This is a genomic window from Afipia sp. GW822-FHT03D08, assembly GCF_058801645.1.
In genome coordinates this window covers 1712274-1726557 of the sequence record NZ_JBXANK010000001.1, presented here as the reverse complement: position 1 = coordinate 1726557, position 14284 = coordinate 1712274, and the positions used below count along the sequence as shown (strand labels likewise).

Here is a 14284-nt window from a genome sequence, read left to right as displayed (position 1 = left end):
GAGGCGGTCATGCCCGACACACCTCTCATCATGCTGGCGGCGGGCGGAACCGGCGGGCACCTGTTTCCCGCCGAGGCGCTCGGCGTGGCGCTGATGAAGCGCGGCGCGCGCGTGCGGCTGATGACGGACTCGCGCGCGGTGCGCTACGGCGGAATGTTCACTTCCGACATGATGGATGTGGTGCCTAGCGAAACCGTCCGTGGGCGCACGCCGTGGGCGCTCGCGCGCACCGGCGCGATGCTCGCGGCCGGCGGCGCGATGTCGCTCGCGCTGCTGTTACGGCAGAAGCCGAAAGCCGTGATCGGGTTCGGCGGCTATCCGACACTGCCACCTTTGATTGCGGCGAAACTCCTCGGCATCCCGACGATCATTCACGATTCCAACGCCGTGCTCGGCCGCGCCAATCGCTTGCTGTCGACGCGGGTCAGCGCGATCGCGACATCGCTGCCTGGTGTCCTTGACCGCGATCCGGCGCTGGCTGGAAAAGCGACGGTCACCGGCACGCCGATGCGGCCTGCGATCCTCGCTGCCGCTGCGGTGCCTTACGCTTCGCCGGATACAACGGGGCCGTTGCGTCTGCTCGTTGTCGGCGGCAGTCAGGGCGCGCGCATCATGGCGGACATCGTGCCGCCGGCGATTGAGAAACTTGAGCCGGCGCTGTGGCGCAGGTTGAGTCTGGTGCAGCAGGTGCGCGAGGAAGACATGAGCCGCGTACGCGCGGTCTATGATCGTCTCAAGATCGAAGCCGAACTGGCGCCGTTCTTCGCCGATCTGCCGGCGCGGCTCGCAGCAACGCATCTGGTGGTCTCGCGTTCCGGAGCAGGGACGGTCGCCGAACTTGGAGCGATCGGTCGTCCGTCAATTCTGGTGCCGCTCCCCGGCGCAATCGATCAGGATCAATTCGCCAACGCCGGCGTGCTGGAAAACGCGGGCGGCGCGATCCGGATTCCGCAAAACGAATTCACACCGGATCGTCTGGCGTCGGAAATCTCCACGCTCGCGGCCGATCCCGCGCGGCTGACCACGATGGCGACCAGCGCGCGTTCGGTCGGACGCCTCGATGCCGCGGAACGTCTCGCCGATCTCGCGGTAAAGGTTGCGGGAATTTAGCTAAAGCTTCACGTGCTCAACCAGGTAATCCAGAAACGCCCGCACCCGCGCCGGCAGTTGTCCGCCATGGCCAACGAACACCGCATGGATCGGTTCGAGATCGCCCGGGTTGAAGTCTTCGAGCACCGGCACAAGGCGGCCCGCCTTGATATCCGCATCGACATGAAAGCGGGCGAGCCGGGAGAGACCTGCGCCTGCAACGGTCAGCCGTTGCATGGCCTCGCCGTCGGAGACCAGCGCAGTACCGACAGGCGGTACGGAGACGATGCCGCCGCTGCTGTCACGAAACGGCCAGCCGTCCATCTGCTTTGAAAAGCAGAAGCCGAGCATATTGTGCTTGGCAAGATCGGCGGGCGTGCGCGGCGTTCCGTGGTCCGCGAGATAGGCGGGCGCCGCGACCACGACCATCCGGCTCTCGCCGAGCTTGCGCGCGAGCAGACGGGACTCGCGCAGCGGTCCCACGCGGATGGCGATGTCCGCGCGCTCTTCCATCAGGTCCACCACCGTATCTGTCAGCGCCACGTCGACATTGACGCCGGGATGCAACTTGAGAAATCCGGGCAATAGCGGCAGCAGCCAATGCAGCCCGAACGGCACGCTGGTATTGACCCGCACGCGGCCGCGCGGGGTTGCGCCGATTGCGGCTTCGCGCTCCGCCGTATTGATGTCGTCGAGAATGCGGATGCTGCGGTCGTAATAAGCCGTACCTTCCGGGGTCAGTTGCAGCTTGCGTGTCGACCGGTTGATAAGGCGCACGCCGAGCCGGGTTTCCAGCCGCGCCACCAGTTTGCTGACCGCGGACGGCGTCATCCGGAAGGCGCGCGCCGCGGCCGAAAAGCCGCCCAGTTCCACCACGCGGGCGAACACTTCCATTTCGCCGGATCGGTTGACGTCCTGACGTGCCATTGTGACTTTGTTTCACAAATATTGTTACTTATGGCAGTCTAGTTCACGAATGGCTTTGCGTCCACTTCTCCGAAGTTGCCGGCGGTCGGCCGGATTCGCCTGAGGGATGCTCCATGCCACTCGCACTTTATGCGCTCACCGCCGGCGCTTTCGGAATCGGCGTCACTGAATTCGTCATTATGGGCCTGCTGATCCAGGTCGGCGCCGATCTCGGCGTCTCCATTCCGGCTGCGGGCCTGCTGATCTCCGGCTACGCCCTCGGTGTCGTGGTCGGTGCGCCGATCATGACCATCGCCACCGCCCGGTGGCCGCGGAAAACGGCGCTGCTGGTGCTGATGGCGGTCTTCACCCTCGGCAATCTGGCCTGCGCGCTTGCGCCGAACTACTGGACCCTGATGGCCGCGCGTGTGCTCACGGCCTTCGCGCATGGAACATTCTTCGGGGTCGGCTCGGTGGTCGCCACCTCGCTCGTGGCGTCCGACAAGAAGGCATCGGCCATCGCGATCATGTTCACGGGACTCACCGTCGCCACCATTCTCGGTGTGCCGTTCGGGACCTGGCTCGGTCAGCATTTCGGCTGGCGTGCAACATTCTGGGCCGTGACGCTGGTTGGTGTGGTTGCCTTCGCCATCATTGCGCTGCTGGTGCCGGCCAGCAAGGAAGCGCCTGAAGCCTTCAATCTCAGGGAAGATCTTGCGGTTCTCAAGCGCGGCCCCGTGCTGGCGGGACTGCTCACCACGGTGCTGGGATGGGTCGGCGTATTCGCTGTCTTCACCTATCTCGCGCCGCTGCTGACCAAGGTGACGGGCTTCTCCGATGCTGCCGTGTCGCCGATCCTGCTGGTGGTCGGCATCGGATTGCTGATCGGAAACCTGCTCGGTGGACGGTTCGCCGACAAGCGGCTCATGCCTACCGTATTTGGCAGCCTGTTCGCACTCTCGGTTGTGCTCGCACTGATGACATTCGCGGTTCACAACAAGATTGCAGTGGTTGCCTTTGCCGCTCTGTTTGGTGTTGCAGCGTTCGCGACGGCTCCGCCGCTTCAGATGTGGGTACTGGACAAGGCGCATGGTGCCGGCCAGTCGCTGGCCTCGAGTTTCAACATCGCAGCATTCAATCTCGGCAATGCTATCGGTGCGTGGCTCGGCGGTGTTGTGATCGATCGCGGACCGGGCCTTGAGTCGGTGCCATGGATCGCGGCGCTGGTGCCGCTGGCTGGTCTCGTGCTCGCGATGGCGAGTTATCGGCTTGAGATACGCGCGAAGCCGGTTCCGGCCCCTGTTTGCCCCGCTGCCGCCGAATAGCGGACGAAGTCGGGCCTTTCCGGCCTATTTGAAAAGAATCGTGTATTTTTCCGAGCTGGCCGGGCTTGTCCCGGCCAGCTTCGTCTGTTTGAAGGACGCCATGGATGCCTGAGACGGCGTCCCCCCATGACTGGAAGATATTGATGAGACTGCCGCGCGAGATCGGACCCATTCACTTCGTCGGTATCGGCGGCATCGGCATGAGCGGCATTGCCGAGGTGCTGTGCAATCTCGGCTACACCGTGCAGGGCTCGGACGCTTCCGAGAATGCCAACGTCACCCGGCTGCGCGACAAGGGCATCAAGATCAGCATTGGCCACAAGGCCGAGAACGTGAACGGCGCGGACGTGATGGTGGTCTCCACCGCCATCAAGCGCGACAATCCTGAATTGATGGCGGCGCGCGGATTGCGCATTCCGGTGGTGCGCCGCGCCGAAATGCTGGCCGAGCTGATGCGGCTGAAAAGCTGCATCGCCATTGCCGGCACCCACGGCAAGACCACCACGACCTCGATGGTCGCGACCCTGCTCGATGCGGGCAATATGGACCCCACCGTCATCAACGGCGGCATCATCAATGCCTATGGCACCAACGCACGTCTCGGCGCAGGTGACTGGATGGTGGTGGAAGCCGACGAGAGCGACGGCACATTTCTCAAGCTCCCCGCCGACGTGGCCATCGTCACCAACGTCGATCCCGAGCATCTCGATCACTTCAAGACGTTCGAGGCTGTGCAGGACGCGTTCAGGGCTTTCGTTGAGGGCGTGCCATTCTACGGCTTTGCGGTGATGTGCATCGATCATCCGGTGGTGCAGGCGCTGGTCGGCAAGATCGAAGACCGCCGCATCATTACCTATGGCGAGAACCCGCAATCCGACGCACGGCTTGTCGACCTGGTGCCGTTCAGCGGCGGTTCGAAATTCAAGGTTGCATTCCGTCATCGCAAGACGGATGCGGCCCACGAGATTTCCGATCTGGTGCTGCCGATGCCGGGCCGTCACAACGCGCTGAACGCAACCGCGGCCATCGCCGTCGCGCACGAGATCGGCATTTCTGACAATGCGATCCGCAAGGCGCTGGCAGGCTTCGGCGGCGTAAAGCGGCGCTTCACGCGCACCGGCGAGTGGAACGGCGTCACCATCATCGACGACTACGGCCATCATCCGGTGGAGATCGCCGCCGTGCTCAAGGCTGCGCGGGATTCCACCAAGGGCAAGGTGATCGCCGTGGTGCAGCCGCACCGCTACACGCGCCTGCAATCGCTGTTCGAGGAATTCTGCACCTGCTTCAACGATGCGGATACGGTCATCGTTGCGGATATTTATGCAGCAGGTGAAGACCCGATCCCGGGCGTGGATCGCGATGCGTTCGTGCTCGGTCTGCGCGCGCACGGCCATCGTGAAGTGATTCCGCTGCCCGGCGTGGACAAGCTTGCGTCGGTGGTGCGCGATGTCGCCAGGCCCGGCGACTTTGTGGTTTGTCTCGGCGCGGGTAACATCACGCAGTGGGCCTACGCGTTGCCGGACGAGTTGAAGGCGCTGGACAAATAGAGTGGCCTTTCCCGACATCAGCGCCGATCTGAAGTCTGCGATGCCCGATCTGCGCGGGCGTCTGCTGGCGAATGAATCCCTCGCGCCTCTCACATGGTTTCGCGTCGGCGGCCCGGCGCAGATTCTGTTCACGCCTGCCGATGAGGACGATCTCGCTTACTTCCTTATGAGGCTGCCGCAGGACATTCCGGTTTATACGGTCGGCGTCGGTTCGAATCTGATTGTACGCGATGGCGGCGTGAGCGGTGTGGTCATTCGCCTGTCGCCACGCGGCTTCGGGGAAGTGAAAGCCGATGGCGATATGGTTCGCGCCGGCACCGCCGCACTGGACAAGCGCGTGGCGGAGACTGCTGCCGCCGCCAACATCGGCGGGCTCGAATTCTATTTCGGGATTCCCGGCTCGATCGGCGGCGCGCTGCGCATGAACGCGGGCGCCAATGGTGGCGAGACCAAGGACGTGCTGGTCGAGGCGCGGGGCATTACGCGCGCGGGCGAGAAGGTCACGTTCTCGAACGCCGATATGAAATTCGTCTATCGCAATTCAGGTGTCGACACCTCGGTGATTTTCACTTCCGCGCTTTATCGCGGGCGGGTCACCGATCCCGAGACGATCCGCACCCGCATGGCCGAGGTGCAGAACCACCGGGAAACCGCGCAGCCGATCCGTGAGAAGACCGGCGGTTCGACCTTCAAGAATCCGCCGGGTCATAGTGCCTGGAAACTGATCGACGCGGCTGGGATGCGCGGCTTTCGTGTCGGCGGAGCCCAGGTCTCCGAGATGCACTGCAATTTTCTGATCAACACCGGCGACGCGACCGGGCACGACATCGAGACACTGGGCGAGACCGTGCGCGCGCGGGTGATGGAGAATTCAGGTATCGATCTGCATTGGGAAATCAAGCGGATCGGCGTCGCGCTGCCCTAGTTCAGCTTCCCTAGTTCAGAGGGCGCGGCGTGATCGCTTCGGGCAGCGACAGGAGCTGCGCCAGAGGCGCCGGCGAAACCCTGAATGCGCCGTTGAACGGATATTCCTGCAGTGCGATGATTCCCAGTGTGACGATCACCGCGCTTGAAAACACGGTCATCGAAGCAGCGAATGCGCGCGGGCGTTCGAGGTGAACGAGGGCGATCGCCACCTGCGTGAACAGCGCCAGCAGGATCACGACGAGCCATTTCAGGTCGTTCGTGTGGTCCGACGAGATGGCCACGCGCTCGTTTCGCGTTGTGCCGATGCGCAGTGCTGAGCCAAGCATTGCGGATTGGACGGCAGAGCCCGACGCTTTTCCGATCGATGGGACGCTTACTTCGTGCAGCAGGTCGTCGTATGCGGCCCCCGTGATCGGCGACGTCTGGCCCCTGTCGAGCGTCGGCCACTCGTCGGTGACGACCGATGTGACATACACTTTGATCGCCCTGCGAATGGACTGCATGTCCGAGACCGACGCCACGCTCAGCGTATGAAGGTTGTGTATTTCACCGGCTTCCGTTTCGACGGCGCGATGGGCGCGCCGGTTGCGTTCGCTGACATCGTTGGCGAGGAAGCCGGTCAGGAGCGCGAACAGGATTGCAACCGAACCGAAGAATGGCGCGACCACGCCGGTCAGCGATTGCACGTGCCGGGCCAAAGGGCTGCGAAAAGAGATCAGCGCCAGAAACAGCGAGAAGCCGAAATAAAGCACGATAAGGACGGCGAAAATTCCGATGGCGGACAGGTCGAGCCAGGCTCGGATCATGAAAATAGCCTTCTTGTTGAGCCTCGCTGCCGGCTCCGATTGCTGTGTCGCGGCGACAATACCTGAATTGCTGCGGCTTGGTCATCGGCTCAAATCAGCGTAGGTAGGCGTATCGGGAGAGATCATGAATCAATTCAAACACGTCGCAGTGCTGATGGGCGGATGGTCGTCGGAGCGGGAGGTCTCGCTGCGCTCTGGCAAGGCTTGCGCCGATGCGCTGGAGCGCAAGGGCTACAAGGTCACGCGCATCGACGTGAAGCGCAACATCGCGACCGTTCTCGAACAGTTGAAGCCGGATGCGGCGCTGGTGATGTTGCACGGCAAGCCCGGCGAGGACGGCACCATTCAGGGCGTGCTCGAAACGCTCGGGATTCCCTATTCGCACTCCGGCGTGCTGTCTTCGTCGCTGGCGATGCAGAAGGACCTCGCCAAGACGGTGATGGCGACGGCGGGGGTGCCGGTGCCGGAAGGGCTGACGCTGACCCGCGCCGAAGTGGCCAAGGGGCACGCCATGGCGCCGCCTTATGTCATCAAACCGGTGGCGGACGGCTCCAGCGTCGGGGTTTTCATCGTCACCGAGGCCCATGCCCACCCTCCGCAGGAGCTGTTCCGCGAGGACTGGCCCCATGGCGACCAGCTTCTGGTCGAGAAATACATCGCGGGTAAGGAACTCACCTGTGCCGTCATTAACGGCGAGCCGACCGGGGTGATCGAGATCGTACCTTTAATCAAATTCTACGATTACGAGGCAAAGTACTCTCCGGGCGCATCAAAACACATCCTGCCTGCACCTATTTTACCTTTTGTTTACCAGGAAGTCCGAAGGTTAACGCTGGCGGCGCATGTGGCGCTTGGCTGCCGGGGCGTAAGCCGTGCGGATTTCCGTTACGACGATCGCATCGAGGGAACAGGGGGATTGACCTGCCTCGAGGTAAACACCCAACCCGGCATGACCGAGACGTCACTTGTTCCAGAGCTTGCGGCTCACGCAGGCGTAACATTTGACGAGTTGGTGCAATGGATGGTGGAGGACGCCTCTCTCGATCGGTGAGATCGCAGAGGCCCCAATCTAATCCTCAGACGAGGGGCGCTTCCGCAGCCCAGCGTCCGCGCGCCCGCGCGCAAGGTGCGGCTCGCCGTGCGAACACCGCACACGTCACCCGATACGAAGAGCCGCAATGGATCGCCGTGCTGGAGCGCCGGCGTCCGCGCGGCTTCGGACTGTTCGCGACCGCCGTGGTGCTGATCGGCGCCGCCGTGCTGGGCGTGGTCAAGGGCGGTCACACCGACGAAGTGCTCGGGGCGCTGAGCGACGCCCGCAACGCTGCGGCCAATTCCGTCGGCTTCCGAATCACCAGCGTCGCTATCACCGGCCGCAAACAGCTTACGCAGGACGAGATTCTCGCCGTCGGCGGCGTCACCGGCCGCTCGTCGCTGCTGTTTCTTGACGCCGCGACCGCGCGCGACAAGCTGAAGGCCGACCCGTGGATTTCCGACGCCACCGTGCAGAAGCTTTATCCGGGCCGCTTGCAGATCGACATTACCGAGCGCTCGCCCTTCGCGCTGTGGCAGGAAAACGGCCGGGTATCGGTGATTTCGTCCGACGGAACGGTGCTTGAGCCCTATGTGGCGCGGCGTTTCGTGTCGCTGCCGCTGGTGGTGGGCAAGGGTGCCGAAACCCGCGCCAAGGATTTCCTCGGACTGCTGGAGCAATACCCGCAGGTGCGCTCGCAGGTGAAGGCGATCGTGTTCGTCGGCGAGCGGCGCTGGAATCTGCGTCTGGCCGACGGCGTCGACGTTCGCCTGCCGGAATTCGAGGTCGAGAAGGCGCTGGCGACCCTGTCCAAGATGGACAAGGAGACCGGCCTGTTCTCGCGCGACATCACCGCCATCGACATGCGGCTGCCGGATCGCCTGACCGTGCGCCTGTCAGAGGACGCGGCCAAGGCGCGCAATGATCTGCTCAAGGACAAGAAAACCCCGAAGAAGGCTGGAAGCGCATGACCAGTCTTGATGGCGTTCAAACCCCGAAGACCCGGCAGATGCCGCCGAACAAGACGGCGCTCGTCGCCGCGCTCGACATCGGCACCAGCAAGATCGCCTGCCTGATCGCGCGGCTGAAGCCGTGCCCGCCGAGCGATGCGCTGCGCGGCCGGACCCATGCCGTCGAACTGATCGGGCTGAGCCATATCCAGTCGCGCGGCGTCAAGGCCGGCGCGGTGGTCGATCTCAATGAATGCGAGCAGGCTGTGCGTCAGGCCGTGGCGCTGGCCGAGCGGATGGCCAAGGTCCGCGTCGAATCGGTGCTGCTGTCGGTCTCCGCCGGCCGCCTGCAAGGCGCTATGGTCGAGGCCTCCTCGGAATTGCGCGGCGGCGCGGTGACGCCCGCCGATATGAGCCGCGTCATCAGCGCCGGCATGCATCATGCGACCCCGCGGGGACGCACGGTGCTTCACGTTCTGCCCGCCACTTACTCGCTGGACGGCGTCAAGGGCGTCCGCGATCCGAGCGGAATGGTCGCACGCCACTTCGGCATCGACATGAACGTCATCACGGCCGACGCGACGGCGGCAAAAAACCTGATGCTGGTGGTCGAGCGTTGTCATCTCAACGTCGAGGCCATGGCTTGCGCGCCTTACGCGTCCGGGCTTGCGGTTCTGACCGACGATGAAGCCGATCTGGGCGCCGCCGTCGTCGAGATGGGCGCGGGTACCACGACGATCGCGACCTATTCCGCCGGTCAGTGTGTTCACGCCAGCGGATTTGCCGTCGGCGGACAACACGTGACGATGGATTTGGCGCGCGGTTTAGGTGCGTGCATTGCGGATGCCGAGCGAATCAAGACGTTATATGGCACCGTGCTGACCGGCGGTTCTGACGCGCGCGAAGTCATGAGTGTGCCGACGGTAGGTGGTCACGACGGTGACGCGCCGCAGATTGTATCCCGCGCCACGATTGCAAACATCGTGAAGCAGCGGGTCGAGGAGATTTTTGAGATGGTCAGGGACCGGCTCGCGGATTCCCCCTTTGCGGCAGAGCCGCGGGCGCGAGTGGTATTGACCGGCGGCGCATCGCAGCTCACCGGCATTCCGGATCTCGCCAGCCGCATTCTCGGCCGCGAGGTTCGTATCGGGCGTCCACTCGGCTTCGGCCGGCTGCCCAACGAGGCCAAGAGTGCATCGTTCGCGGTGCCGACCGGCCTGCTGGTCTATCCGCAATTCGCACACCTTGAACACGTCGAACCGCGGCACACGCGGCAGCTCATGACAGGGACTAACGGCTACTTCGGAAAGGTCGGCAGATGGCTTCGAGAGGGCTTCTGATGATCTCAACACCGGATCGGACCAATTCATCAACCGCTTTGGCGTGCAGCCCAAGCCCCCACGCGCGCGCATAATCGAGAGGCAACCATGACCATCAATCTCACACCCCCGGATGTTCGCGAGCTGAGGCCACGCATCACCGTGTTCGGCGTCGGCGGCGCGGGCGGTAACGCTGTCAACAACATGATCTCCGCCGGTTTGCAGGGGGTCGATTTCGTCGTCGCCAACACCGACGCGCAGGCCCTCACCATGTCGAAGGCCGAGCGCATCGTGCAGATGGGCACTCAGGTCACCCAGGGTCTCGGCGCGGGTTCGCAGCCGGACGTTGGCGCCGCGGCCGCCCAGGAAGTCATCGATGAGATCAAGGATCACCTCTCGGGCGCGAACATGGTGTTCGTCACCGCGGGCATGGGCGGCGGCACCGGCACCGGCGCAGGCCCCGTGATCGCCGCGACCGCGCGCGAGATGGGGATCCTCACCGTCGGCGTCGTCACCAAGCCGTTCCACTTCGAAGGCCAGCGCCGCATGCGCACGGCGGAGGCCGGCATCGCCGAGCTTCAGAAGGTGGTCGATACGCTGCTGATCATCCCGAACCAGAACCTGTTCCGCGTCGCCAACGAGAAGACCACGTTCGCCGACGCCTTCGCGATGGCCGATCAGGTGCTCTATTCGGGCGTCGCCTGCATCACCGACCTGATGGTCAAGGAAGGACTCATCAACCTCGACTTCGCCGACGTCCGCGCCGTGATGCGCGAAATGGGCAAGGCCATGATGGGCACCGGCGAAGCCACCGGCGAGAAGCGTGCGCTGACCGCGGCGGAAGCTGCGATCGCCAACCCGCTGATCGACGATTCGTCGATGCGCGGGGCGCGGGGCCTGCTGATCTCGATCACCGGCGGCAAGGATCTGACGCTGTTCGAAGTCGACGAAGCCGCCACCCGCATCCGCGAGGAAGTCGACAACGACGCCAACATCATCGTCGGCGCGACGTTCGATGAAACCCTTGAAGGCGTTATCCGCGTGTCGGTGGTTGCCACCGGCATCGACACGGTCGCTGCCAGCCGCGCCGCTCCGGCGCCGCAGGTCACTTCAGGTGCACCTGAAAGCCGCCTTGCCGAACTCACGGCGCGTCTGCGCGCCGACAACCAGCGTATGGCCGAACGCGCGCAGCAGCAGAAGACCGCTGCCGCACCTGCGCCGGTACGTGCCACCGCCGACCAGATCGACCGCGCGGCGCTTGCTGCCATCGCGGAAGCTGTCTCTCCGACCGAGCGTCCGGCTCCGGCGCCGATGCAGCCCGCCGCCTATGGCGACGTCAGCGTGCGTCCGATTCCGCCGAAGCCCTCGCTCTTCCCGGATCACGACGAGCCGATGAACCTCCAGGAAGCTGCCCCGCCTGCGTCGTTCATTCCACAGCCTGCCGAGCGCATGCCGCTCCGCGCGCCGCGGATGCCGCAGTTCGAGGAATTGCCGGTTCCGGCCCAGAACCAGATCCGGCAGGCACGCGGCGAAACCGCCGAGGAGCATCCGCCTCAGAAGCGCGCTTCGCTGCTGCAGCGTCTGGCCAATGTCGGCCTCGGCCGCCGCGACGAGGAAACCGAGCCGCCGATCGCCGCCCGTGCGTCCGGCCCGGCCATGCCGTCGATGCCGCCGTTGCCCGAGCGCAAGCCGCAGCGTCCGGTTCCCGCCGAGTTCGGTGGCTCTGGCGCTCCGGTATCTGAATACGCTCGCCGCCCGGCACCTCAGGGGCTTGATTCGCACGGACGTCCGGCTCCGGCTGCACCGCAGGGCGGTGGGGAGGACCATCTGGATATCCCCGCCTTCTTGCGGCGCCAGGCCAACTGACAATTGTTACAATCGCTGAATGCGGCAATGCCCCGGTCACAGGCCGGGGCATTTGCATGAGGCGCCCGCGCAGTTGCCGGGATGTAAATTAAATATTTGTTTTTCCTGATAAAATCTTTGCGTTACAGGCTGCCCCGGATCGGGTGAAAGCCGTCCCCCGGGATCGGGAAAATGGCCAGACCGGCGGCGTGATTGCGGCGAGTTTGGGGTAACAATCTGTAAACAAGCGTGAGTGGCGCTCTTTGTTGCAGAGGTTAAGGTTCTCGCACTTGGGGACGATCCACGGTCGCACCGCCGGCTCAACAGGCGAAACCAGTTCGGTTACAGCGACTTGGGATGACTAAAACTTTGGGCAATCGGGAATGAAATCGAGTCGGCAGACAACGCTCCGGTCGCAGGTCACCGTGACGGGCATCGGCGTTCATTCTGGATCTCCGGTCAGTGTGACGATCGGACCAGCCGAAATCAATTCAGGTTTCATCTTCACCCGCGCTGATCGTGAAGTTGCCGCCATCGCGGCCTCCGTCATCGCCACTGATTTCGCGACCGTGCTGGGCGACGACCAGGGTCCGCTCGTTTCCACCGCCGAACATGTTCTGGCCGCGCTGCGCGGCATGGGCGTCGATAACGCCACCATCGAAGTCGACGGGCCTGAAGTGCCGATCATGGACGGCAGCGCCGCTCCCTTCGTGGATGCGATTGATCAGGCCGGCATCGTTCAGCAGAACGCAGCTCGCCGGTTCATCGAAGTTTTGAAGCCCGTACAGGTCGAGATGGGCGAATCGTTCGGCGAACTCCGCCCCCATGCAGGCGGGTTCCGCGCCGAACTCGAAATTGACTTTGCCAATTCTTCAATCGGCCGACAGGCTTACGCCTTCGACCTCGACGCCGGCAGCTTCCGCCGCGATATCTGCCGCGCCCGGACCTTCGGCTGCGTCGGCGACGTCAACAAGCTCTGGAGCGCGGGCTACGCCCTCGGCGCTTCGCTTGAGAACTCCGTCGTGTTCGACGACACGCGCGTGCTGAACACCGAAGGCCTGCGCTATGCCGACGAATGCGTCCGTCACAAGGTTCTCGACGTGGTGGGCGATCTGGCGCTGGCCGGCCTGCCGCTGATCGGCCTCTATCGCTCGGTGCGTGGCGGTCACAAGCTCAACCATGCCGTGCTCACCGCGCTGATGGCTGATCGCCATGCCTGGCGGATCGTGGAAGCTGTCGAGCCGGTGCTCGAACGTCCGGCGGTTGCACGCCGCGCCGCGCGAGGCCACGCCGATGTCGCGGGCGGCATGGTCGCCGTAGCCTACGGCCCGAACGTCTCCTGAGCGTTTGCCGTTTGCGCGCTGACGGGTTTCGAAACTCCCGGTTTAACGAGTTCGTCGGTTGACCGGGGTAGCGTTTAACCAAGCCATTGTTGAACTGCCGAAATCCGCCTTAATCCCGGCGAATTGTCCACCTATCCGGTTGGTTAAGGCCCGTTTTTCAGTTACATAGGCGCGCTGAACGAGCCTTTGGGGATTGTTTGTGCCGCGATGGCGGCAGCAGGCTGGTCAGCGACCCAAACCACGTCGGATTCATATTCAGGTCGGCCCAAACGTATGACGCTCGAACTGCGCAATAGTCCCGACCCGTCCCTGATGAGCCGTATCGGCCGTCAGGCGCGCCTTGCGTTCGGCCTGATGGTTCTGGCCGTGCCGCTCAGCGGCTGCGGTACCGGCGCCCTGTGGGACAAGTATTTCGCCAAGGAAGAAACCTTCGTCGATGAACCGGCGGACAAGCTCTACAACGAGGGCTTGTACCTGATGAACAAGAAGGGTGACCGCAAGTCGGCGATGAAGAAGTTCGAAGAGGTCGACCGCCAGCATCCGTATTCGGAATGGGCGCGTAAATCTCTTTTGATGTCGGCCTACGCGGCCTACGAGAACGGCGACTACGACGAGTGCATTTCCTCCGCCAACCGGTACGTCGCGTTGCATCCTGGCAGCCCGGACGCCGCCTATGCGCAGTATCTGATCGCCGCCTCGAACTTCGACCAGATTCCGGACGTTTCGCGCGATCAGGGCCGCACCGAGAAGTCCATCGCCGCGCTTGAGGAAGTGATCCGCAAGTATCCGACCTCGGAATACGCGACCAGCGCCAAGCGGAAGATCGAAGCCGCCCGCGACCAGCTCGCCGGCAAGGAAATGACCGTCGGCCGCTACTACATGGACAAGAAGGACTACACGGCGGCGATCAACCGCTTCAAGGTCGTGGTGACTCAGTACCAGACCACCCGGCATGTCGAGGAAGCGCTGGCGCGTCTGACCGAGGCCTATATGGCGATCGGCATTGTCGGCGAGGCGCAGACCGCCGCCGCCGTGCTTGGCCACAACTTTCCTGACAGCCGCTGGTACAAAGACGCCTACAATCTTGTAAAGTCCGGCGGTGTCGAACCGGCCGCCAACAAGGATTCGTGGATGACCCGCGCATTCAAGAAGGTTGGCCTCGGCTGATCTTCTCGTTGCAGGACTAACTCC

The 14284-nt window shown here is 63.7% G+C and carries 12 protein-coding genes; 10 read left to right on the top strand and 2 right to left on the bottom strand.

Annotation, left to right across the window (positions count from 1 at the left end):
* Window positions 1-9 precede the first annotated feature (9 nt).
* A complete protein-coding gene (gene murG, locus AC1RM7_RS08515; protein ID WP_024920362.1) occupies window positions 10-1110 on the top strand; it encodes an undecaprenyldiphospho-muramoylpentapeptide beta-N-acetylglucosaminyltransferase in 1101 nt (366 codons plus the stop codon).
* Here murG and AC1RM7_RS08510 read toward each other — a convergent pair whose 3' ends face one another.
* Window positions 1111-2016 carry a LysR family transcriptional regulator gene (locus AC1RM7_RS08510; protein ID WP_024920361.1) on the bottom strand — a complete coding sequence of 302 codons (906 nt, stop codon included), beginning with the start codon at window positions 2014-2016 and terminating at the stop codon, window positions 1111-1113. It lies immediately after the preceding gene.
* Between the two features lie 113 nt (window positions 2017-2129).
* Between AC1RM7_RS08510 and AC1RM7_RS08505 the strand changes: the two genes are divergently transcribed.
* From AC1RM7_RS08505 to murB, 3 genes are all read left to right on the top strand, one after another.
* Window positions 2130-3320, top strand: a complete 1191-nt coding sequence (locus tag AC1RM7_RS08505; RefSeq protein WP_024920360.1) for an MFS transporter — start codon at window positions 2130-2132, stop codon at window positions 3318-3320.
* Between the two features lie 143 nt (window positions 3321-3463).
* Window positions 3464-4870, top strand: coding sequence for a UDP-N-acetylmuramate--L-alanine ligase (gene murC / locus AC1RM7_RS08500; RefSeq protein ID WP_024920359.1), 1407 nt, complete (start codon window positions 3464-3466; stop codon window positions 4868-4870).
* Between the two features lies 1 nt (window position 4871).
* Window positions 4872-5795, top strand: a complete 924-nt coding sequence (gene murB, locus AC1RM7_RS08495; RefSeq protein WP_024920358.1) for a UDP-N-acetylmuramate dehydrogenase — start codon at window positions 4872-4874, stop codon at window positions 5793-5795.
* Between the two features lie 10 nt (window positions 5796-5805).
* Here murB and AC1RM7_RS08490 read toward each other — a convergent pair whose 3' ends face one another.
* The gene (locus AC1RM7_RS08490) at window positions 5806-6603 is read right to left on the bottom strand and encodes a bestrophin-like domain (RefSeq protein ID WP_006021711.1); all 798 of its coding nucleotides are present in this window, start codon (window positions 6601-6603) and stop codon (window positions 5806-5808) included.
* Between the two features lie 124 nt (window positions 6604-6727).
* Between AC1RM7_RS08490 and AC1RM7_RS08485 the strand changes: the two genes are divergently transcribed.
* The 6 genes from AC1RM7_RS08485 to AC1RM7_RS08460 all read left to right on the top strand — a co-directional run bounded on the left by AC1RM7_RS08485 (window position 6728) and on the right by AC1RM7_RS08460 (window position 14260).
* Window positions 6728-7654 (top strand): D-alanine--D-alanine ligase, encoded by a 927-nt coding sequence (locus AC1RM7_RS08485; RefSeq protein WP_024920357.1) that lies wholly within the window; start codon window positions 6728-6730, stop codon window positions 7652-7654.
* Window positions 7621-8607 carry a cell division protein FtsQ/DivIB gene (locus tag AC1RM7_RS08480; RefSeq protein WP_024920356.1) on the top strand — a complete coding sequence of 329 codons (987 nt, stop codon included), beginning with the start codon at window positions 7621-7623 and terminating at the stop codon, window positions 8605-8607. The genes AC1RM7_RS08485 and AC1RM7_RS08480 overlap by 34 nt, the downstream gene beginning before the upstream one ends.
* A complete protein-coding gene (gene ftsA / locus AC1RM7_RS08475) occupies window positions 8604-9926 on the top strand; it encodes a cell division protein FtsA (RefSeq protein WP_006021708.1) in 1323 nt (440 codons plus the stop codon). The genes AC1RM7_RS08480 and ftsA overlap by 4 nt, the downstream gene beginning before the upstream one ends.
* 87 nt (window positions 9927-10013) lie before the next feature.
* Window positions 10014-11771: a cell division protein FtsZ gene (gene ftsZ / locus AC1RM7_RS08470; RefSeq protein WP_006021707.1), complete on the top strand. Its 1758-nt coding sequence runs from the start codon at window positions 10014-10016 to the stop codon at window positions 11769-11771.
* Window positions 11772-12133: 362 nt separating this feature from the next.
* Window positions 12134-13093, top strand: a complete 960-nt coding sequence (lpxC, locus tag AC1RM7_RS08465) for a UDP-3-O-acyl-N-acetylglucosamine deacetylase (protein ID WP_006021706.1) — start codon at window positions 12134-12136, stop codon at window positions 13091-13093.
* Window positions 13094-13366: 273 nt separating this feature from the next.
* Complete coding sequence (locus AC1RM7_RS08460; RefSeq protein ID WP_006021705.1) at window positions 13367-14260, top strand: outer membrane protein assembly factor BamD; 894 nt, start codon at window positions 13367-13369, stop codon at window positions 14258-14260.
* Window positions 14261-14284: the final 24 nt, after the last annotated feature.

Excerpts from the sequence above, each read along its gene's own strand:
- murG (WP_024920362.1), top strand. The coding sequence starts at position 10 with ATGCCCGACACACCTCTCATCATGCTGGCGGCGGGCGGAACCGGCGGG.
- AC1RM7_RS08510 (WP_024920361.1), bottom strand. The coding sequence starts at position 2,016 with ATGGCACGTCAGGACGTCAACCGATCCGGCGAAATGGAAGTGTTCGCC.
- AC1RM7_RS08505 (WP_024920360.1), top strand. The coding sequence starts at position 2,130 with ATGCCACTCGCACTTTATGCGCTCACCGCCGGCGCTTTCGGAATCGGC.
- murC (WP_024920359.1), top strand. The coding sequence starts at position 3,464 with ATGAGACTGCCGCGCGAGATCGGACCCATTCACTTCGTCGGTATCGGC.
- AC1RM7_RS08490 (WP_006021711.1), bottom strand. The coding sequence starts at position 6,603 with ATGATCCGAGCCTGGCTCGACCTGTCCGCCATCGGAATTTTCGCCGTC.
- AC1RM7_RS08485 (WP_024920357.1), top strand. The coding sequence starts at position 6,728 with ATGAATCAATTCAAACACGTCGCAGTGCTGATGGGCGGATGGTCGTCG.
- AC1RM7_RS08480 (WP_024920356.1), top strand. The coding sequence starts at position 7,621 with ATGGATGGTGGAGGACGCCTCTCTCGATCGGTGAGATCGCAGAGGCCC.
- ftsA (WP_006021708.1), top strand. The coding sequence starts at position 8,604 with ATGACCAGTCTTGATGGCGTTCAAACCCCGAAGACCCGGCAGATGCCG.
- ftsZ (WP_006021707.1), top strand. The coding sequence starts at position 10,014 with ATGACCATCAATCTCACACCCCCGGATGTTCGCGAGCTGAGGCCACGC.
- lpxC (WP_006021706.1), top strand. The coding sequence starts at position 12,134 with ATGAAATCGAGTCGGCAGACAACGCTCCGGTCGCAGGTCACCGTGACG.
- AC1RM7_RS08460 (WP_006021705.1), top strand. The coding sequence starts at position 13,367 with ATGACGCTCGAACTGCGCAATAGTCCCGACCCGTCCCTGATGAGCCGT.